Annotated in this window: 20 protein-coding genes and 1 tRNA gene; 13 read left to right on the top strand and 8 right to left on the bottom strand. The window is 70.6% G+C overall.

What is annotated here, in order from left to right:
* Positions 1-41: 41 nt before the first annotated feature.
* Positions 42-518 carry a DNA modification methylase gene (locus tag GVL03_RS12505; protein ID WP_159501335.1) on the bottom strand — a complete coding sequence of 159 codons (477 nt, stop codon included), beginning with the start codon at positions 516-518 and terminating at the stop codon, positions 42-44.
* Between the two features lie 175 nt (positions 519-693).
* Between GVL03_RS12505 and GVL03_RS12500 the strand changes: the two genes are divergently transcribed.
* Together GVL03_RS12500 and ispD are read left to right on the top strand one after the other, a co-directional pair.
* Positions 694-1176, top strand: a complete 483-nt coding sequence (locus GVL03_RS12500) for a CarD family transcriptional regulator (RefSeq protein WP_159501334.1) — start codon at positions 694-696, stop codon at positions 1174-1176.
* 15 nt (positions 1177-1191) lie between these two features.
* Positions 1192-2391: a 2-C-methyl-D-erythritol 4-phosphate cytidylyltransferase gene (gene ispD / locus GVL03_RS12495; protein ID WP_159501333.1), complete on the top strand. Its 1200-nt coding sequence runs from the start codon at positions 1192-1194 to the stop codon at positions 2389-2391.
* A 279-nt stretch (positions 2392-2670) separates the two neighbouring features.
* On the opposite strand, the gene GVL03_RS12490 is transcribed toward ispD, so the two are convergent.
* Both GVL03_RS12490 and GVL03_RS12485 read right to left on the bottom strand, forming a co-directional pair.
* Complete coding sequence (locus GVL03_RS12490) at positions 2671-3129, bottom strand: GNAT family N-acetyltransferase (RefSeq protein ID WP_373683843.1); 459 nt, start codon at positions 3127-3129, stop codon at positions 2671-2673.
* A gap of 2 nt (positions 3130-3131) precedes the next feature.
* Entirely contained in the window at positions 3132-4109 is a 978-nt protein-coding gene (locus tag GVL03_RS12485; RefSeq protein WP_159501332.1) for a DMT family transporter, read from the bottom strand.
* 62 nt (positions 4110-4171) lie between these two features.
* Here GVL03_RS12485 and cysS point away from each other — a divergent pair, with 62 nt between their 5' ends.
* From cysS to GVL03_RS12470, 3 genes are read left to right on the top strand one after another with little or no spacing between them, the layout of a single operon-like run.
* Positions 4172-5638, top strand: coding sequence for a cysteine--tRNA ligase (gene cysS / locus GVL03_RS12480; RefSeq protein ID WP_159501331.1), 1467 nt, complete (start codon positions 4172-4174; stop codon positions 5636-5638).
* Complete coding sequence (gene rlmB, locus GVL03_RS12475) at positions 5635-6639, top strand: 23S rRNA (guanosine(2251)-2'-O)-methyltransferase RlmB (RefSeq protein ID WP_159501330.1); 1005 nt, start codon at positions 5635-5637, stop codon at positions 6637-6639. The genes cysS and rlmB overlap by 4 nt, the downstream gene beginning before the upstream one ends.
* A 21-nt stretch (positions 6640-6660) precedes the next feature.
* On the top strand, positions 6661-7302 hold the full coding sequence (locus tag GVL03_RS12470) for an NAD(P)-dependent oxidoreductase (protein ID WP_159501329.1): 642 nt from the start codon (positions 6661-6663) through the stop codon (positions 7300-7302).
* Between the two features lie 160 nt (positions 7303-7462).
* Here the strand turns inward: GVL03_RS12470 and GVL03_RS12465 are convergent, their stop codons facing one another.
* On the bottom strand, positions 7463-8815 hold the full coding sequence (locus tag GVL03_RS12465; protein ID WP_159501328.1) for a DUF4032 domain-containing protein: 1353 nt from the start codon (positions 8813-8815) through the stop codon (positions 7463-7465).
* Between the two features lie 68 nt (positions 8816-8883).
* Positions 8884-9987: an ABC transporter ATP-binding protein gene (locus GVL03_RS12460; RefSeq protein ID WP_159501327.1), complete on the bottom strand. Its 1104-nt coding sequence runs from the start codon at positions 9985-9987 to the stop codon at positions 8884-8886.
* Positions 9988-10197: 210 nt separating this feature from the next.
* Between GVL03_RS12460 and GVL03_RS12455 the strand changes: the two genes are divergently transcribed.
* The 3 genes from GVL03_RS12455 to GVL03_RS12445 all read left to right on the top strand — a co-directional run bounded on the left by GVL03_RS12455 (position 10198) and on the right by GVL03_RS12445 (position 12521).
* A complete protein-coding gene (locus tag GVL03_RS12455; protein WP_159501326.1) occupies positions 10198-11133 on the top strand; it encodes a thioredoxin domain-containing protein in 936 nt (311 codons plus the stop codon).
* Between the two features lie 47 nt (positions 11134-11180).
* Positions 11181-11253: transfer RNA gene (locus GVL03_RS12450), tRNA-Thr, on the top strand.
* A gap of 305 nt (positions 11254-11558) precedes the next feature.
* Positions 11559-12521 carry a DMT family transporter gene (locus tag GVL03_RS12445; protein WP_235038148.1) on the top strand — a complete coding sequence of 321 codons (963 nt, stop codon included), beginning with the start codon at positions 11559-11561 and terminating at the stop codon, positions 12519-12521.
* 16 nt (positions 12522-12537) lie between these two features.
* Here the strand turns inward: GVL03_RS12445 and GVL03_RS12440 are convergent, their stop codons facing one another.
* On the bottom strand, positions 12538-13053 hold the full coding sequence (locus GVL03_RS12440; protein ID WP_159501360.1) for a nitroreductase family protein: 516 nt from the start codon (positions 13051-13053) through the stop codon (positions 12538-12540).
* A gap of 20 nt (positions 13054-13073) precedes the next feature.
* Positions 13074-13481 (bottom strand): peptide-methionine (R)-S-oxide reductase MsrB, encoded by a 408-nt coding sequence (gene msrB, locus GVL03_RS12435; protein ID WP_159501325.1) that lies wholly within the window; start codon positions 13479-13481, stop codon positions 13074-13076.
* A gap of 67 nt (positions 13482-13548) precedes the next feature.
* Here msrB and GVL03_RS12430 point away from each other — a divergent pair, with 67 nt between their 5' ends.
* The 5 genes from GVL03_RS12430 to groL all read left to right on the top strand — a co-directional run bounded on the left by GVL03_RS12430 (position 13549) and on the right by groL (position 17839).
* A complete protein-coding gene (locus tag GVL03_RS12430; RefSeq protein ID WP_200847170.1) occupies positions 13549-14562 on the top strand; it encodes a DUF2332 family protein in 1014 nt (337 codons plus the stop codon).
* Between the two features lie 9 nt (positions 14563-14571).
* Positions 14572-14868, top strand: coding sequence for a DUF3263 domain-containing protein (locus GVL03_RS12425; protein ID WP_159501323.1), 297 nt, complete (start codon positions 14572-14574; stop codon positions 14866-14868).
* Between the two features lie 125 nt (positions 14869-14993).
* On the top strand, positions 14994-15506 hold the full coding sequence (locus GVL03_RS12420) for a LytR C-terminal domain-containing protein (RefSeq protein WP_159501322.1): 513 nt from the start codon (positions 14994-14996) through the stop codon (positions 15504-15506).
* A gap of 135 nt (positions 15507-15641) precedes the next feature.
* Positions 15642-15845 (top strand): cold-shock protein, encoded by a 204-nt coding sequence (locus tag GVL03_RS12415; protein WP_159501321.1) that lies wholly within the window; start codon positions 15642-15644, stop codon positions 15843-15845.
* A gap of 374 nt (positions 15846-16219) precedes the next feature.
* Positions 16220-17839 (top strand): chaperonin GroEL, encoded by a 1620-nt coding sequence (groL, locus tag GVL03_RS12410; protein WP_159501320.1) that lies wholly within the window; start codon positions 16220-16222, stop codon positions 17837-17839.
* A gap of 152 nt (positions 17840-17991) precedes the next feature.
* Here the strand turns inward: groL and GVL03_RS12405 are convergent, their stop codons facing one another.
* Positions 17992-18279 (bottom strand): WXG100 family type VII secretion target, encoded by a 288-nt coding sequence (locus GVL03_RS12405; RefSeq protein WP_159501319.1) that lies wholly within the window; start codon positions 18277-18279, stop codon positions 17992-17994.
* Between the last annotated feature and the right edge of the window lie 111 nt (positions 18280-18390).

The following is an 18390-nucleotide window of genomic DNA, read 5'->3' as shown; positions in this document are numbered from 1 at the left end:
GGCGCTCCCGCGGGGGCGCCCTCCTTCCGGTCCGTCGCGTCCTACGGGACGAGCGGGGCGAGGTAGTCCAGGGTGCCGTCGAGCACGGGGATGTCGGTGCGTGCGCCTTCGCCGTCGCCGGACTGGAAGTAGACCGAGACGGTGGCGCCCGGGATGGTGTCGAGTCCCTGGATGAGCAGAGGCCGGGTCTCGCCGTCGCCGAGGCTCTTGACGGAACCGGCCGGAACCCTCACGGTGAGCGCCACGGCGCCGGCGCCTTCGCCGACCTCGATGTTCAGGACCTCGGCGGCGTCGCTCGCATTGACGATCGCGGCCACGAGGTTGCCCTCGCTGCCGTCCTCGTTCGCGACGATCAGGGCGTTGCGCACCTGGAGCGGGCCGCTCGAGTCGGGGACGTTCATCCCGTCGGCGGGGGAGTACTGGATGGTCGTTCCCTGCGGTGCGAGCATGGCGCATCCGCTCGTTCCCAGGACGACGGCGGCGCCCACGGCGATTGACGCGATCAGGCGCGTTCTCACGGTTCCTCCCACAATGCAGACGGCTTCCCTGTCATCCTACGGGGTCGACGCCGCGCCGCCGCCCCGCGCCGGGACGGGCCCGAACGCGACGATCGGCGGGGACGGATGCCAGGGCGCGAACCTTAGCGCATTGCGCTCTGTGGTATCCTGGTCGTTGCCGAAAGGACATAACTCCATGCTTTTTGAGGTTGGCGAAACGGTCGTTTACCCCCACCACGGTGCCGCGACGATCATCGAGGTCAAGGAACGCGTCATCAAGGGCGAGACCAAGAAGTACTTGAAGCTCAACGTCACCCAAGGCGATCTGGTGATCGAGGTCCCCGCGGACAACGTCGACCTGGTCGGCGTGCGCGACGTCATCGGCAAGGACGGCCTGGAGCGCGTGTTCGACGTGCTGCGCGCACCGTTCACCGAGGAGCCCACCAACTGGTCGCGCCGGTACAAGGCGAACCTCGAGAAGCTCGCCTCCGGCGACGTCATCAAGGTCAGCGAGGTCGTGCGCGACCTGTGGCGTCGTGACCAGGACCGCGGTCTCTCGGCCGGGGAGAAGCGCATGCTCGCCAAGGCGAAGCAGATCCTCGTCTCCGAGCTCGCGCTCGCGGAGAAGACCGACGAGGAGAAGGCCAGCATCCTTCTCGACGAGGTTCTCGCCAGCTGAGTCGCTGACGCTCCGATGGTCGCACCGGTGCCGCGCATCGCGGTGATCGTGGTCGCCGCAGGATCGGGCACCCGTCTCGGCGAGGGCGTTCCGAAGGCGTTCGTCGGCATCGACGGGCACAGCATCCTGCGTCATGCGCTCGAAGGAGTGCTCGCGGGTCCCCGGGCGCAGGTCGTCGTCGTCGCCCCCGCGGGCCGGGAGGGCGAGGCGTTGACCGAGGCCTACGCGGCCGCGGGCGACCGGCGCGATCTCGTCTCGGTCGTCACCGGGAGCGACACTCGTCAGCGCTCGGTCGCGGCCGGCCTCGGCGGCGTCTGGGCGGATGTCGAGATCGTTCTGGTGCACGACGCCGCGCGTGCGCTCACCCCGCCCGACGTCTTCGAACGCGTCATCCGTGCGATCGACGAGACCGGATGGGGCGCGATCCCCGCGCTGCCGGTCGTCGACACCATCAAGCGCATCGGTGAGGGCGAGGTGCTCGGCGTCGTGGACCGCGCGGAGCTCGGCGCCGCGCAGACCCCGCAGGGGTTCCGCCGCGACGTGCTCGTCGCCGCATACGCCGCGGCCGACCGGGAGTTCACCGACGACGCGGCCCTCGTCGCCGCGGCCGGGCATCGTGTCGCCGCCGTCGAGGGCGACGCGCGGGGGTTCAAGATCACGACGCCCGCGGATCTCGAGCGTGCGCGTGCGCTGGTCGCCCCGAGCCGGCCGCATCCGGTCACGCTGGACCGCGCCGCGCGGGGCCCGCGCGTGGGAGTCGGCACCGACGTGCACGCCTTCGGCGGGGAAGGAGAGCTGTGGCTCGCCGGTCTCGCCTGGCCCGGTGAGCCGGCGCTGTCGGGGCACTCCGACGGCGACGCGGTCGCGCACGCCATCGTCGACGCGCTGCTGTCTGGGGCGGGGCTCGGCGACATCGGCACGCACTTCGGCACCGATCGTCCCGAGTACAGCGGTGCGCACGCCGGCGTGTTCCTCGCCCGCACGCGGGCACTCCTCGGCGAGGCGGGCTGGGCGATCTCCAACGTGTCGGTGCAGGTGCAGGCCGCGCGTCCGCGTTTCGCCGCCCGTCGCCGCGAGGCCGAGACGGCGCTGTCCGACGCGCTCGGCGGAGCGCCGGTCTCGGTGTCTGCGACGACGACCGACGGCCTGGGTTTCACCGGCCGTGCCGAGGGCGTCGCGGCGTTCGCCGTCGCCCAGCTCGTGCCCGCATCCTGAGCCTTTCGGCCGCTGCCCTTCGTCTCGGAGCTTGCGCTCCTCGCTCAGGGGCCGCGAGCGCAGCGAGACGAAGCGTGAGGACTTTCGGGTCAGCTGCTCAGCACCCCTGCGGGACGCTCCGTGGGGTGGGGAAAGTCCAGGCAATGCGCCTGTTCAACAGAACCGGGGCGGGGAGACTTTCGGGTCAGCTGCTCAGCACCCCTGCGGGACGCTCTGTGGGGTGGGGAGAGTCCAGGCAATGCGCTTGTTCAACAGAACCGGGGCGGGGAGACTTTCGGGTCAGAGCGTGTGGGTCATGAAGAGCGAGTGCGGATCCTCGACGTAGTCGGCGAACGGACCGCAGACGGCGAAGCCCTCGCTCTCGTAGAGACGCACCGCCGGGACGAACTCGGGCGAGCTGCCGGTCTCGAGCCAGAGGCTCGTGACCGCACGGGCCCGCGCATCCGCGATGATGTGTCGCAGCATCCGGCGGCCCACGCCCGTGCCGCGGAAGGCATCGGCGACCCGCATCGACTTGATCTCGCCACGCGCCGCATCGAGGCGCTTCAGGGCGCCGATGCCGGCGATCTCGCCGCCGATCCACGCCGACCAGAACCGCACCGACGGGTCTGCGAGCGCGTCGATCCCGAGGGCGTGGACGCTCTCGGCGGGAGAGTTCTCGTGCATCCCGGCGAGGTGCGCGGTGATGAGATCGCGTGCCGGCGGTGTCGTCGGGTCGTCTTCTCGGATGTCGATCACGATCAACCCTCCACGGCGAAGGGGCGGGGAGTCCGGTATCCCCAGGCGAGGAGCACGAGACCCGCACCGAGGACGGCCAGGCCCGCGAGCGCGACGGGGGCGAGGCGCTCGCCGAGCACCGTGATCCCGAGGGACGCCGCCGTGAGGGGCTCGGCGAGGGTGAGCGTCGCGGCTGTCGCTGCCGTGAGGCGCTGCAGGCCCCAGGTGAACAGCGTGTACGCGACCGCGATCGTCGCGATCCCGAGCCACAGCGCCATGGCGATGCCGGCGGGCTCGCCGATCCAGTCGAGTGACGTGAACGGCAGCATGACGAGCGCCGTCAGGGCCGAGCCGAGTCCCATGGCGCCCGCGACGGTGAAAGGATCCCACCCGTCGTCCATCAGGCGGCGCTGGGCATTGGCGAACACCGCGAACGACGCTCCCGCGCCGAGCGATCCGAGGACGCCGATCGGGTCGGCACCGCCCCCGTCTCCCGCGCCGAGCGCGAGCAGCACGACGCCGAGCAGGGCGAGCGCGGTCGCGACCATCCATGCCCGGCGTGGGATGCGGCGGGTCAGCGCCCATTCGATGATCCCGGCGAGCACGGGGGCGGATCCGAGCGCGATCACGGTGCCGACGGCGACGCCGGAGCGCTCCGTGCCGAGGAAGAACAGGGGCTGGTAGGCCGCGAGGCAGATGCCCGTCAGCGCCATCAGCACGAACGCGCGCCGGGTCAGCGGCCTCCGGCCGATGGCCGGCCGGGACGATGCGGGCGTCCCTCCCGGGGACCTCCGCATCGTCGGCCGCTTGGCGGGAGTCGTCGCGCGGCGCCGCTGCCGCCGGGCGAGCCCGAATCCGAGGAGGGCGAGCGCGGTGCCGCCGACGACCAGCCGCATCGCGCCGACGCCGAGCGGGCTCGTGCCCTCGGGGCCGAGCACCTGTGCGGTGCCGGTCGTGCCGAAGAGCACCGCGGCGATGACGACGGCGAGCACGGGAAGCATCCTCCTTTTCTACCGCGGCCGTGTGACGGGCCCGTGACAGGGGCCGCCGGTAGGCTGGGACGGTGACGGTCCGGCTCTACGACACCCAGGCGCAGGCGCTGCGCGACTTCGTGCCGCTCGATCCCGGAAACGTCACGATGTACGTCTGCGGGCCGACGGTGCAGTCGGGCCCGCACATCGGGCACCTGCGTGCGGCGCTCGGCTTCGACATCCTGCGACGCTGGCTCGAGCATCGCTTCGGCCGGGTCACGTTCGTGCGCAACGTCACCGACATCGACGACAAGGTGCTGGCGAACGCGACAGACGGCGAGCCGTGGTGGGCACTGGCCTATCGCATGGAGCTCGAGTTCTCCCGCGCCTATGCCGAGATCGGCATCGCCGCGCCCACCTACGAGCCGCGGGCCACCGGATCCATCCCGCAGATGATCGAGCTCATCGAACTGCTCATCGCGCGCGGCCACGCGTATCGTGCCCCCGACGGATCGGGAGACGTCTACTTCGACGTGCGCTCGTGGCGCGAGTACGGGGCGCTGACCCACCAGTCGGTCGATGCGATGGAGGCGGCGACGGATGCGGACCCCCGCGGCAAGCGCGACCCGCACGACTTCGCCCTGTGGAAGGGCGCGAAGCCGGGCGAGCCGGCGGATGCGGTGTGGTCGGCGCCGTGGGGAGCGGGCCGTCCCGGCTGGCACATCGAGTGCTCGGCCATGTCGCGGCGCTACCTCGGCGCCGAGTTCGACATCCACGGCGGCGGACTCGACCTGCGGTTCCCGCACCATGAGAACGAACTGGCCCAGTCGACCGCGGCGGGCGACGCGTTCGCCCGGTACTGGGTGCACAACGGACTCGTGACGGTCGACGGGCAGAAGATGTCGAAGTCCCTCGGCAACGTCGCGCTCGCCGCCGACGCGCTCGCCACCCGCGACCCGCTCGTCGTGCGGTATGCCCTGGGCGCCGCGCACTACCGCTCGAGTCTCGACGTCTCGGACCGCGCCTTCGACGAGGCGGAGGCGGCGCTCGACCGGATCCAGGGCTTCCTTCAGCGCGTTCTGCGGTACGCGGGAGCCGACCCGGCCGTCCTCGTCCACAGCGCCCTGCCCGACGCGTTCGTCGCCGCCATGGACGACGACCTCGGCGTGCCGCAGGCGCTCGCCGTACTCCACGAGACGGTGCGCGCGGGCAACGCCGCGATCGACGCCGACGACGCCGCGGCGATCGATGCCGCCCGCGCCGTCAACGCGATGCTGACGGCGCTCGGGCTCGAAAGGGCGCAGGCTGCCGAGGCCGTCGTCGCGGGGCCGGAGCAGGCAGCGCTCGATGCGCTCGTGCAGACGATGATCGTGCAGCGCGCCGATGCGCGCGCCACGAAGGACTGGGCGGCGGCCGACCGCATCCGCGAGGCGATCGCGGCGGCCGGCATCGCCCTCGAAGACACCACCGACGGGACTCACTGGAGCCTGTCGCCCGCACAGACGACTCCGCCTCGCGGAGCGGACGGGGCCGAGCCCCGCACGAAGGAGAACCGATGACGAAGCCAGGACGCCCCGGCGCGAGCAGAGGCAAGAAGAAGGGCCCGCTCAAGGGCACCGGCGGACACAGCCGCAAGGCGCTCGAGGGCAAGGGGCCGACCCCCAAGGCCGAGGACCGAGGCTGGCACGTCGCCGGCAAGCGGAAGGCGGCGCAGGAGCGGTTCGCCGCCGCGGGAGGAACGGGCAAACCCGGTCAGCGCTCCCAGGCGCCGAACTCCAGCCGCGGCGGCCGCGCGAAGCAGAACGACGACACCGAGACCGTCACGGGCCGCAACTCCGTGCTCGAGGCGCTGCGGGCGAAGATCCCGGCGACCGCGTTGTACATCGCGCAGCGCGTCGAGATGGACGACCGGGTCAAGGAGATGCTCTCGATCGCCACGCACCGCGGGATCCCCGTCCTCGAGGTGATGCGCCCCGAGCTCGACCGCATGGCCGGCTTCGACGGTGTGCATCAGGGCGTTGCGATCAAGGTGCCGCCGTACGAGTACGCGCACCCCCAGGATCTGCTGGAGCAGATCGTCGACCGCGGCGAGACGCCGCTGCTCGTGGCGCTCGACGGTGTGACCGATCCGCGCAACCTCGGTGCGATCATCCGCTCCACCGCGGCGTTCGGGGGGCAGGGCGTGCTCATCCCGCAGCGACGCAGCGCCGGGGTGAACTCCGCCGCGTGGAAGACCAGCGCGGGCGCTGCGGCCCGCATCCCCGTGGCGATCGCGGCGAACCTGACCGCGACGCTCAAGGAGCTCAAGAAGCAGGGCGTGTTCGTGCTCGGCCTCGACGGCGACGGCGACGTCTCGCTGCCGGCGATCGAGCTGGCCGATCGGCCGGTCGTGGTGGTCGTCGGCTCCGAGGGCAAGGGGCTGTCGCGCCTGGTCACCGAGACGTGCGACCAGATCGTGTCGATCCCGATCTCGGGCGCCACCGAGTCGCTCAACGCCGGCATCGCCGCATCCGTCGCGCTGTACCAGGTGTCCACGATGCGTGCGACACCGCCCGCCTGATCTCGATCGAAGGAGCAGAGCATGACCCGTATCGCCGTCATCGGAGGCACCGGCTACGCCGGCAGCCACATCGTCGCCGAGGCCGTCCGCCGCGGCCACACCGTGTTGTCCGTCGCGCGCACCGTGCCGGGCGAGCGGGTGGAGCACGCGACCTACCTGGAGGGGACCCTGCTCGACATCCCGAGCCTCGCGACCGAGTTGCAGGGCGTGGAGGTCGTCGTCTCGGCGGTCGCCGCGCGAGGCGACATGCTGGGGCTCGTGCGGCCGGCGCTCGCGCAGCTGAACTCGGTGCTCCCGGAGGACGTTCGGATCGGCGTCGTCGGCGGTGCCGGCGGCAGCCTCGTCGCCGAGGGCGGACCCCGCCTGATCGATACCCCGGAGTTCGCCGAGGAGTACAAGCCGGAGGCCCGCGAGGCTCTCGACGTGCTCGAGGACCTGCGGGCGGATGCATCCGGACGCGACTGGTTCTACGTGCACCCCGCCGGCGGCTTCGGCGTCTGGGCGCCGGGGGATCGGACGGGCGCGTACCGCGACGGCGGTCACGTGCTCGTGACCGACGCGGATGGCGAGTCCTTCATCTCGGGCGCCGATCTCGCCGTCGCCGTGCTCGACGAGATCGAGAACCCGCGCCACTCGCGCGACAACTTCGCCGTCGGCTACTGACGCGGGCGCCTCCCGTATCGGTCCCTGAGCGAGGAGCACAGCTCCGAGAGGAAAGGGGGCGCGGTGCCTCGTCTCGCGGTGCTCGCTCGGCGACCGGGCTTTCTCCATCCCACGCCGTATCCCGCGGGATACCTCCTCCCGGGTGGCGGCGCGGCAGTGGTCAGACGAGATCGCGCCAGTCGATCTGCTCGTCCTCGTCCTCGTCGTCGGATGCGGAACGCACCACCGGGATCGACATGGTCTCGGTGGGCGGCCCCATCACGGTGGCCTCGTCGCGGCGGTGCCGCAGCACGTCGTCGATGTAGCTCGTGAGCACCTCGGCGAGGGGGACCGCCCGGCCGCGGCCCTGCGACATGTACCAGCGGTGCTCGAGCACCTGGTGGAACACCTCGGCCGGCTCGAGCTTCGCGCGCAGGTCGAACGGGATGGCCTTGACGACCGGTTCGAAGACCCGGGTCAGCCACTCGTGGGCGACCATGTCCTCGTCGGAGCCGATCCGGGAGACGCGGGCGCGGAACTCGTCGAGGTCGTTGAGCAGGCGTCGTGCCTGGTTCTCCTCGACGTCGAGGCCCGTGAGGCGCAGCAGGCGCCGCTGGTGGTGCCCGGCGTCGACGACCTTCGGCTGGATCGAGACGCGGGTGCCGTCGGGTGCGGTCTGGATCGACATCTCGCCGATGTCGAAGCCGAGGGCGTTCAGGCGCTGCACGCGTTCGGTGATGCGCCAGGACTCGTCGACCGAGAAGGACTCCTGATCGGTCAGCGCGCTCCAGAGCGAGTAGTACGACGAGAGGATGCCGTCGGCCACCTGGAGCGCGTCGACGCCGCCCTCGAGCCGCCCGCCCGCCTCGAGGTCCATGATCTCGCCCGCAATGTTGGTGCGGGCGATGTCGAGGTCGTGCTCTCGCTGGCCCCGGGTCAGCCCGCCGTCGTGCAGCTCGCCGGTCTCGGCGTCCACGAGGTAGGCGGCGAAGGCGCCGGCGTCGCGCCGGAACAGGGTGTTCGAGAGCGAGACGTCGCCCCAGAAGAACCCGACGTTGTGCAGGCGCACGAGCAGCACGGCGAGGGCGTCGACCAGGCGTGCTGCGGTGTTCGGACGCAACACCTGGGTGAACAGGGCCCGGTAGGGGAGGGAGAACTTGAGGTGCGCGGTCACGAGGGCCGCGGGCAGTGGCGTGCCGTCGGCATCCTCCCCACGCCTTTCCCCACGCTGCCCGGAGCCTTCGGGCGCGGGGGCCCAGCGTCCGGCGATCACGGCGACGCGTTCCACGCACGGCACATCGAGGCGGGCGAGATTGCCGAGCATGTCGTACTCGCGGCGGGCCATCTCTGCGGTGGTCTCCTTCACCGCGATGACGCGTCCGGACAGGGCGGAGAAGCGCACCAGGTGGCGGGAGATGCCCTTCGGCAGGTAGACGATGTCCGAGCCCGACCAGTCCGCGAGCGGGGTGGTCCACGGCAGGGTGAGCAGGCCGGGGTCGACCGAGCTCGCGGTGATGGTCAGTGATTCCGACATGGTCCTCCGTTCACACGCCGCGGCGCGACGGATCCTCCGGATCCGCCGCGCCGCGTTCGATGTTCCGATCAGGCCGAGGCGATGGCCTTGTCGGTGAGGCGGTCGCCCGACTCGAGGTCGAAGACGTGGATGTGTCCCGGCACGGGCGCGAGCACCACGGTCTCGCCCGCGTTCGGGTGCCGACGGCCGTCGACGCGCGCCACGATGTCGGTGCGCTTGCCGTCCAGCTCGGCGTGTCCGTACAGGTAGCCGTCCGCGCCGAGCTCCTCGACGAGGTCGACGACGACCGACAGCCCCTGGCCGTCGGCGGGAGCGACCTGGATGTCCTCGGGGCGGACGCCGATGGTGACCTCGGAACCGTGCGCCTTGCCCAGCGTGTCGGCCTCGACGGCGACGACGAGGTTGCCGAAGCGGACGCCGCCCTCGGCGAGGTCGGCCGGGAACAGGTTCATCGCGGGGGAGCCGATGAAGCCGGCGACGAACACGTTCTTCGGGCGCTCGTACAGGTCGCGCGGGGTGCCGACCTGCTGCAGGAGGCCGTCCTTCAGCACCGCGATGCGGTCGCCCATGGTGAGCGCCTCGGTCTGGTCGTGGGTGACGTAGACCGTGGTGACGCCGAGGCGGCGCTGCAGCGACGCGATCTGCGTGCGCGTCTGCACGCGCAGCTTCGCATCGAGGTTCGACAGCGGCTCGTCCATGAGGAACACCTGCGGCTGGCGCACGATGGCGCGACCCATCGCGACACGCTGACGCTGACCGCCCGAGAGCGCCTTCGGCTTGCGGGTCAGGTACTCCTCGAGGTCGAGGAGCTTCGCCGCCTCGAGCACGCGCTTGGCGCGCTCGTCCTTGCCGACGCCGGCGATCTTCAGGGCGAAGCCCATGTTCTCGGCGACCGTCATGTGCGGGTACAGCGCGTAGTTCTGGAACACCATCGCGATGTCGCGGTCCTTCGGCGGGACGTCGGTGACGTCGCGCTCGCCGATGCGGATGTGGCCGGAGTTGACCTCCTCGAGACCCGCGAGCATTCGCAGCGAGGTGGACTTTCCGCAGCCGGACGGGCCGACCAGGACGAGGAACTCGCCGTCCGCGACCTCGAGGTTCAGCTTGTCGACGGCGGGGCGCGTGCCCCCGGGGTACAGACGTGTCGCGTTGTCGAACGTAACGGTCGCCATTGTCTCTTCTCCTTCACCGGCAGGTACGTGCCGGACGATCCGTAGTGAATGGAATGTGCGGGGGCTTGTCCCGCGCGCCCTCCATTGGACGCACGATCAGTATGGCACGCGCGTCTGGGCATTTCCCAGGTGCGCTGGCTAGCATCGATGGGGCCGTTCACCCGTGCGGCCTCCGCCGGCGAGTCCGGCCCGTGTGCAATCAGAGGTTCCATGTCCAGCGACGACCGTTCGAACGTTCCGGTGCCCCGCGACCGTCGTGAGGCGGTCCGCGAGAAGGCTCAGCAGGTCCAGGCGCGCCATGCTCGTGCCGGCCGCATCCGTCTCGTCGCCCTCGTGACGAGCGGCGTCGTGGTCGTGGGTGCCGTCGTCGCGGGTGTCGTGTTCGCCGTGTCGTCGTCGACCAGCCAGCTGCAGCTGTCGCCTCGCGGTGAGAGCGACGGCGGGTTCGCGATCACGTCGGTCGACGGGGTCGCACTCGGCTCCGCGACGATCCCGGACACCGTGGCCACCCCGCAGGCCGAGGAAACTGAAGAAGAGGCCGTGCCGTCGCCGACCCCGACGAGCGCCTCCACCGCCGACATCCGCATCTATGTCGACTACCTGGCGCCCGGTGCGCAGCAGTTCGAGCTCGCGAACGCGCAGCAGCTGTCGAACTGGGTCACGAAGGAGGCGGCGACGCTCTCGTACTATCCGGTGGCCATGCTCACCGCGAAGTCGAACGGCACCAAGTACTCCCTCCGTGCCGCGGGAGCGGCGGCCTGCGTCGCGACGTTCTCGCCCGAGAAGGTCTTCGCGTTCAATCACGCGTTGCTGGTCGAGCAGCCCGACGCGAACTCCGACGGGCTCTCCGACGACGAGCTCGCCACCCTCGCCGAGACGGCCGGTGTGTCCGAGCCGAAGAAGGTGCGCTCCTGCATCGAGGACGGCGATTACATGACGTGGGCGAAGTCCACCACCGACGAGGCGGTCGCAGGCATCCCCGACACCGATGGGCTCACCCTCACCGGGACGCCGATGATCCTCGTCAACGGTCAGCAGTATCAGGGCGCTCTCGACGATCCGAAGGAGTTCGCGCAGTTCGTGCTGACGACCTCGAGCGATGCGTACTACCGGACGCCGACCCCCACGCCGTCGACGACACCGTGACCGGCGGCTGCGGGGTGGATCGAGCACCCCGATAGACTGGCGGCCTCGCCGGCTTGGCGCAATTGGTAGCGCACCTAACTTGTAATTAGGGGGTTGCAGGTTCAAGTCCTGTAGCCGGCACTGAAAACACTGGGGACGGGGCGACGATCCCGTGGCGGGATGTGTCAGATCCATCGGTTACCGTGCTGCGACGACCGTCAGAATCCGCTTCGGAGCGGACGCCGGGGGCGTTCTTCGTCGTTCGTTCCCTGAGGCCACGGGTGACCCCCGTTCCGCGGCCTCAGCCCCCCAGCGGGCGACGTGCCCCCTCCTCGCCCCGAGGCTGCACATCAGTAAGTGTTTCGTCACCGACGCCAGAACGGATTGCACGGGTCCGTCTCGGGCTGCGATCCGTCGCCACGAGCGGAGCCGCGTAGCATCGGTCGGTGACCTCTCGCCCGACTCCGTCGTCCAGCCGCCGCCTTCCGCTCGGCGTCGCGCTCGCCGGTTCGGTGCTCGTGGGGGCGCTCACGAGCGTGCAGGCGCAGATGAACGGCGCGCTGGGCGCCGCGCTCGACGACGGCTTCGTCGCCGCGCTGATCTCCTTCGGATCGGGCTTCGCGATCCTCATCGTGCTCTCGGCGGCGACGCCCGCCGGGCGAGCCGGGGCGGCGCGACTGTTCCGCGGGGTGCGCGGCGGTCACGTACCGCTGTGGATGCTGATCGGAGGGTTCGCCGGGGCGTTCACCGTGGTGGCGCAGGGACTGATGGTCGCCGTCATCGGCGTCGCGACCTTCACCGTCGGCGTGGTCGCCGGGCAGACCGTGAACGGCGTGCTCCTCGACCGGTTCGGCTACGGGCCGTCGGGAGTGGTCTCGGTCACCGTCGGCCGCCTCGTCGGCGGTGCGCTCGCGGTCGCCGCCGTGGTCGTGACGCTCCTCGGCGAGGACTCCTCGCGCATCCCGCCGTGGATGCTCGTCCTGCCGTTCCTCGCCGGTGCCGGCATCGCGTGGCAGCAGGCGACCAACGGCAGGCTCCGTCACGCGGTAGAGAGCCCCCTCACGGCCACCCTCGTCAACTTCGCCGGTGGCACGCTCGCGCTCGCCGTCGCAGCCGGCATCCGCGTCGCCGTGGCCGGCGCGCCGCAGAGTCTCCCCGCCGAACCGTGGCTCTACCTGGGCGGGGCCACCGGAGTCGTCTACATCTTCTTGTCGGCGGCGCTCGTGCGGCACACCGGCGTTCTGCAGCTCGGCCTCGGCTCGGTCGTGGGCCTGCTCCTCACGTCGGTCGCGATCGACGCGCTGTGGCCGGCGCATGCCGCTCCGCCGCTGGCGGTCGCGCTCATCGCGGTCGGCGTCGCGCTGGTCGGCGTGATCATCGCGGTGCTGCCGCGCTGGCGGCGGCGTTGATGCGGCTCGCCGTCGCTCAGCGGGGCATCGGCGAGAGGAACGTCGCCCCGTCCACCGTCTTGATCCGGCTCGGACGCCTCTGCTCCGGTCTGCCGCCGACGTACAGCCAGCCCAACAGCCGCTCGTTCTTCTCGAGCCCGTGGGCTTTCGCGACCGCCTTGCTGCGGGTGTGGTCACCGGTGCGCCAGAAGACACCCCAACCCTCGTCGTCGAGCGCGAGGCTGAGCAGGTGCGCGACTCCCGAGGCGACCGCCTCCTGCTCCCAATCGGGCACCTTGCCCTTGCGGATGCGGGCGACCACGGCGATCAGCAGCGGGGCGCGCAGCGGCTTCGTCGAGCGGCCGGGCTTGTGCTCGGCCTTGTGGATGGCGCGGCCGAGCCGCTCGCGATCCCTGCCGCGCAGCTCGATCAGCCGCCACGGGCGCAGAGACGAATGGTCGGCCAGACGCCCGGCGGCGCTCACGAGGTCGACCAACTGCTCATGGGTGGGCGCTTCGTCGGTCACCTTCGACCACGACCGACGGACGCGCATCGCCTCGACGGCGGTACCGGTCACTCGCCCGCCTCGGGGGTGAACTCCAACGCGATCGAGTTCATGCAGTAGCGGTCGCCGGTGGGTGTGCCGAACCCGTCGGGGAAGACATGGCCGAGGTGGGAGCCGCAGGTCGCGCAACGCACCTCGGTGCGCTGCATCCCGTGGCTGTCGTCCTCGATGAGCTCGACGGCCTCGGGTCGGACCGACTCGTAGAAGCTCGGCCACCCGCAGTGGGAGTCGAACTTGGTGCCGCTCTGGAAGAGCTCCGCGCCGCAGGCGGCGCAGGCGTACAGGCCGGCGCGGCTCTCATCGAGCAGCTCGCCCGTCCAGGCCCGCTCGGTCGCGGCCTGTCGGAGGACGGCGTACCGGTCGTCACCCAGTTCCTCGCGCCACTGGTCGTCGGACTTGTTCACTGCATAGCTCATGGCTCCTCCTTCGTCACTCCCATTCAACCCGCTCCACGCCGGTCGTGTTCCGTGTTCGCGGCGGAGAATGGATGCCGTGAGCGACCTCGACGACGTCTCGGCCCGTTACGACCGGTTCGCGCGGGAGGAGGCACCCGGCCGATCCGCACTGTACGCGATCTGGGCGGCCACCGTCTCCGCGGACACCGCGGTGGCGGGCGTGCTCGCCCGCATCCCGGACACGCACCGTCAGCCTCCGCTCGTCTTCGCGGTGAGCCGGATGCTCGGCGCACCGGAGGAACCGGCCGACGCGTGGGGTGCATGGGTGCCGGCGAACGCCGACCTCCTCGTCGCCGAGTGCAGAGCGCGCAGCATCCAGACCAACGAGCCGCTGCGCTGCGCGGCGCTGCTGCCGGCGCTTGCCCTTCTGCACGGCCCGCTCGCGCTCCTGGAGGTCGGGGCCAGCGCCGGGCTCTGCCTCTACCCGGACCGCTACTCCTACCGGTATCGGAGCCCGGACGGCGCGGTCGCGACGATCGACCCGCCCGCGGGACCGAGCGCCGTCGTCCTGGACTCGGCCTGGAGCGCAGGCGCGCCGCCGACACGGGTTCCGGAGATCGTCTGGCGCTCCGGGATCGACCTGGCGCCGCTGGACGCGGCCGACCCCGAGGACCGCGCCTGGCTGACGGGACTCATCTGGCCCGGAGAGGACGGCCGGCGCGAACGGATCGCCGCCGCCGCGGACATCGCGGCCGCCGACCCGCCGCGCCTCGTGCGCGGCGATGCGACCGAACCCGGTGTGCTCACGGCGCTCGCCGCTTCCGCGCCCGCAGACGCCACGCTGGTCGTGACGACGCCGGGCGTGCTGGCGCACGTGCCCCGGAGGCGGCGCCGCGCGCTGATCGGTGCGGCGCGCGAGGTCGGCCACTGGATCACGCTCGACGCCCCGGGGCTGCACGACGGGTGGACCACGGTGATCGACGAGGACAGCTGGCCGCGCGCGGCGTTCGCCCTCGCGCTCGACGGCGAGGTGCTCGCGGCGGTCGATCCGCTCGGGGCGAGCGTGGAGTGGCGTCACGGATCCGGCACCCACGGCCGTTAGCGTGGAGGAGTGCCTCTCACCGACCCCGATGCGACGAGCGGAGCGGGCCTTCGCGCCGGTCTCGGCGACCGTGACCGCGGGATCCTGGCGTTCGAGTCCCGTTGGGGCGCGCACGCCGGGGCGAAGGAGGAGGCCATCCGCTCGGAGCTCGGTCTCGCGCCGGCCCGGTACTACCAGCTGCTGAACCGGATCATCGACACCGAGGCGGCCCTCGCCCACGAGCCCATGCTGGTCGGGCGCCTGCGCCGCATCCGCGACGAGCAGCGTCGTTCCCGTGCGCCCCGTTCGGCGCGCGCCGCGGGGTGACCGCGCTTCCGAGGCCGGTTGGGTAGCATCGGGGGGTGCCGCGTCAGAGCTTCCCCCACGATCGCTTCGACGATCTTCCGGAGGGATCGGGCCGTGTCGGTGCCCACCGGGCGGAGAATCCCCGCATGCGTGCCGGTGCCACCGTGCTGTGGGCACTCGTCGCGACGATCCTCCTGGTCGGCATCGGCATCTTCGGCAGCCTGATCGCATCGGGACGCGTGACGCTCTTCCCCGCGGCCAGCCCCAGCGCGACGGTGGGGCCCGAGGTCGAGCCGGAGGTCGACACCTCCTTCTCGGTCAACGTGCTGAACGCGACCGGCGAGCAGGGGCTCGCGACCACGCTCAAGGACCAGATCGTCGCGGCCGGATGGAACGCCGACACGGTCTTCGCCAGTCAGGCCAGCGTGACCGACTTCCCGCAGACGACCGTGTACTACGCCTTCCCGGCGGACGAGGCCGCGGCGAAGGGGATCGCTCAGGTGATCGGTGGCGCGGAGGTCGCCCAGAGCGACGTCTATCAGCCCCAGGACGACCCGGAGACGGGCGACGTCGACGAGAGCCAGGCGAAACTCCTGACCGTCGTCATCGGCCTCGACCGCACCGAGGCAGGGGCCGATTCGTCCTCGCCGGCCTCCTGAGGGGCGCTCTCGACGGCCGAGTGTTTCCCCGGCGTAAACAGTTCGCGGCACCCGTGTCAACACTGCCGATTCCGGTCATCCTGCGGGATTCCGGCTGCATACGATTGCTCCGTTCCATAGCATCAGGAGAATCGCATGGCCCAGGGCACCGTCAAATGGTTCAACGCTGAGAAGGGTTTCGGCTTCATCACCTCCGGCGACGGTCAGGACGTCTTCGTTCACTACTCGAACATCGACATGACCGGGTTCCGCGTGCTCGAAGAAGGCCAGGCGGTCGAGTTCACCGTCGGGAACGGGCAGAAGGGTCCGCAGGCCGAATCGGTCCGCGTCGTCGCCTGACTCGAGAGTCTCCGCTCTCGGTCCCTGAGTGAGGAGCGCGAGCTCCGAGACGAAGGGCAGCGACCGGCCTTTCGCCACTCCACGGAGGAGCCCGCAAGGGCCCTGAGAAGCTGACTCGAAAGTCTCCCCGAGGGGGAGGTCTCGCCTCCTTCGTCGTTCGTCAGCGGCGCAGGCCGCTGATCCGCATTCGTCCTCTCGACCCCGGCGGCCCTCGGGCCCCGGGGTCGAGGCATGTCCCCGGGCGGACGTCGCATGTCGTCATGAGGTCCGCGGTGGCTTGCACTCGATGGGGTCGAGTGCCAGAATGAGTTAGCACTCGTCTCAACTGAGTGCTAACTGTTCGTAAGCCAACGTCCGGGAGGGACGACACACACATGGCAAAAATCATCGCTTTCGATGAGGAGGCCCGTCGCGGCCTCGAGCGCGGCCTCAACATCCTGGCCGACGCGGTCAAGGTGACCCTGGGCCCCCGCGGTCGCAACGTCGTTCTCGAGAAGAAGTGGGGCGCTCCCACGATCACGAACGACGGTGTGTCGATCGCCAAGGAGATCGAGCTCGACGACCCGTACGAGAAGATCGGTGCGGAGCTGGTCAAGGAGGTCGCCAAGAAGACCGACGACGTCGCCGGTGACGGAACCACGACCGCCACGGTCCTGGCTCAGGCGCTCGTGCGCGAAGGCCTGCGCAACGTCGCGGCCGGCGCCGACCCCATCTCGCTCAAGCGCGGCATCGAGAAGGCCGTCACGGCCGTGACCGAGGCTCTGCTCGCCGCGGCGAAGGAGATCGACTCCAAGGAGCAGATCGCCGCGACCGCGTCGATCTCCGCTGCCGACACCGCGATCGGCGAGCTGATCGCCGAGGCGATCGACAAGGTCGGCAAGGAGGGCGTGGTCACCGTAGAGGAGTCCAACACCTTCGGCACCGAGCTCGAGCTCACCGAGGGAATGCGGTTCGACAAGGGCTACCTGAACCCCTACTTCGTGACCGACCCGGAGCGTCAGGAGGCGGTCTTCGAGGACCCCTACATCTTGATCGCGAACCAGAAGATCTCGAACATCAAGGATCTGCTGCCGATCGTCGACAAGGTGATCCAGGACGGCAAGGAGCTCCTCATCATCGCCGAGGACGTCGAGGGCGAGGCTCTCGCGACTCTCGTGCTCAACAAGATCCGCGGCATCTTCAAGTCGGCTGCCGTCAAGGCCCCCGGCTTCGGCGACCGCCGCAAGGCGCAGCTGCAGGACATCGCGATCCTCACCGGCGGCCAGGTCATCACCGAGGAGGTCGGTCTCAAGCTCGAGAACGCCACCCTCGACCTGCTCGGTCGTGCCCGCAAGGTCATCATCACCAAGGACGAGACGACCATCGTCGAGGGCGCCGGCGAGTCGGCGCAGATCGAGGGTCGCGTGACCCAGATCCGTCGTGAGATCGAGAACACCGACAGCGACTACGACCGCGAGAAGCTCCAGGAGCGTCTCGCCAAGCTCGCCGGCGGCGTGGCCGTCATCAAGGCGGGCGCGGCGACCGAGGTCGAGCTCAAGGAGCGCAAGCACCGCATCGAGGACGCCGTGCGCAACGCGAAGGCCGCCGTCGAAGAGGGTGTCGTCGCCGGTGGCGGTGTCGCGCTCATCCAGGCGGGCAAGACGGCGTTCGAGACCCTCGAGCTCTCGGGTGACGAGGCGACCGGTGCGAACATCGTGAAGGTCGCCATCGAGGCGCCTCTCAAGCAGATCGCGCTCAACGCCGGTCTCGAGCCCGGCGTCGTCGCCAACAAGGTCGCCGACCTTCCGGTCGGTCACGGCCTGAACGCGGCCACCGGCGAGTATGGTGACCTGTTCGCGCAGGGCATCATCGACCCCGCCAAGGTCACGCGCTCGGCGCTGCAGAACGCCGCGTCCATCGCGGGCCTGTTCCTCACCACCGAGGTCGTCGTCGCCGACAAGCCGGAGCGGGCCGCGGCCGCTCCCGCTGACCCGACGGGCGGCATGGACTTCTGATATGACGGGGTTCCAGGTCGCGAAGCGGCATGGAACCCCCGGGCGTATCGCCGCCGATCGAGGCACGCCGAAGGCGTTCCGAGACGAAGCGCACGTCCTTCACGAACGGATGCCCCGGTCCTTCTGGACCGGGGCATCCGTCGTCTCCTCGGTCAGCGGAACAGGCTCATGTTCGCCTGCTCGACCTCGGCGTACTGCTGTCCTGCGGCGGTCAGCGCGAGGTTGATCGTCGCGAGGGCGTCCTCGACGGTGCGCTGAGCGCCTCGCCACTGCTCGACGCTTCCCTGGAACAGACCGGATGCAGCGCCCGTCCACGAGGCCTGCAGCGCGTTCAGCTGCGCCATGAGCGATGTCGACTCGCTCTGCAGACGATCGACGGTGCCGCGGATGGCGGTGGTCGCGGTGAAGACCGCGTCGCTGTCGACGGAGAAGACGGCCATGGGGGTTACCTCCAGTTCTCGGAAGCCCCCAGGTTAGGGTTCCCGGTCCTCCGGGTCCGTACCCGCACTGGACTCCGTGCACGGCGGGCACGTGCGGCGGGGCTGGGGAGG

Source organism: Microbacterium sp. 18062, assembly GCF_902706225.1.
Lineage (GTDB): Bacteria > Actinomycetota > Actinomycetes > Actinomycetales > Microbacteriaceae > Microbacterium.
This window is presented reverse-complemented; position numbering and strand designations above follow the sequence as displayed.

Excerpts from the sequence above, each read along its gene's own strand:
- GVL03_RS12455 (WP_159501326.1), top strand. The coding sequence starts at position 10,198 with ATGTCCAGCGACGACCGTTCGAACGTTCCGGTGCCCCGCGACCGTCGT.
- GVL03_RS12440 (WP_159501360.1), bottom strand. The coding sequence starts at position 13,053 with ATGCGCGTCCGTCGGTCGTGGTCGAAGGTGACCGACGAAGCGCCCACC.
- GVL03_RS12500 (WP_159501334.1), top strand. The coding sequence starts at position 694 with ATGCTTTTTGAGGTTGGCGAAACGGTCGTTTACCCCCACCACGGTGCC.
- GVL03_RS12405 (WP_159501319.1), bottom strand. The coding sequence starts at position 18,279 with ATGGCCGTCTTCTCCGTCGACAGCGACGCGGTCTTCACCGCGACCACC.
- GVL03_RS12415 (WP_159501321.1), top strand. The coding sequence starts at position 15,642 with ATGGCCCAGGGCACCGTCAAATGGTTCAACGCTGAGAAGGGTTTCGGC.
- groL (WP_159501320.1), top strand. The coding sequence starts at position 16,220 with ATGGCAAAAATCATCGCTTTCGATGAGGAGGCCCGTCGCGGCCTCGAG.
- rlmB (WP_159501330.1), top strand. The coding sequence starts at position 5,635 with ATGACGAAGCCAGGACGCCCCGGCGCGAGCAGAGGCAAGAAGAAGGGC.
- GVL03_RS12460 (WP_159501327.1), bottom strand. The coding sequence starts at position 9,987 with ATGGCGACCGTTACGTTCGACAACGCGACACGTCTGTACCCCGGGGGC.
- GVL03_RS12465 (WP_159501328.1), bottom strand. The coding sequence starts at position 8,815 with ATGTCGGAATCACTGACCATCACCGCGAGCTCGGTCGACCCCGGCCTG.
- GVL03_RS12485 (WP_159501332.1), bottom strand. The coding sequence starts at position 4,109 with ATGCTTCCCGTGCTCGCCGTCGTCATCGCCGCGGTGCTCTTCGGCACG.
- GVL03_RS12430 (WP_200847170.1), top strand. The coding sequence starts at position 13,549 with ATGGATGCCGTGAGCGACCTCGACGACGTCTCGGCCCGTTACGACCGG.
- GVL03_RS12420 (WP_159501322.1), top strand. The coding sequence starts at position 14,994 with ATGCGTGCCGGTGCCACCGTGCTGTGGGCACTCGTCGCGACGATCCTC.
- ispD (WP_159501333.1), top strand. The coding sequence starts at position 1,192 with ATGGTCGCACCGGTGCCGCGCATCGCGGTGATCGTGGTCGCCGCAGGA.
- GVL03_RS12470 (WP_159501329.1), top strand. The coding sequence starts at position 6,661 with ATGACCCGTATCGCCGTCATCGGAGGCACCGGCTACGCCGGCAGCCAC.
- msrB (WP_159501325.1), bottom strand. The coding sequence starts at position 13,481 with ATGAGCTATGCAGTGAACAAGTCCGACGACCAGTGGCGCGAGGAACTG.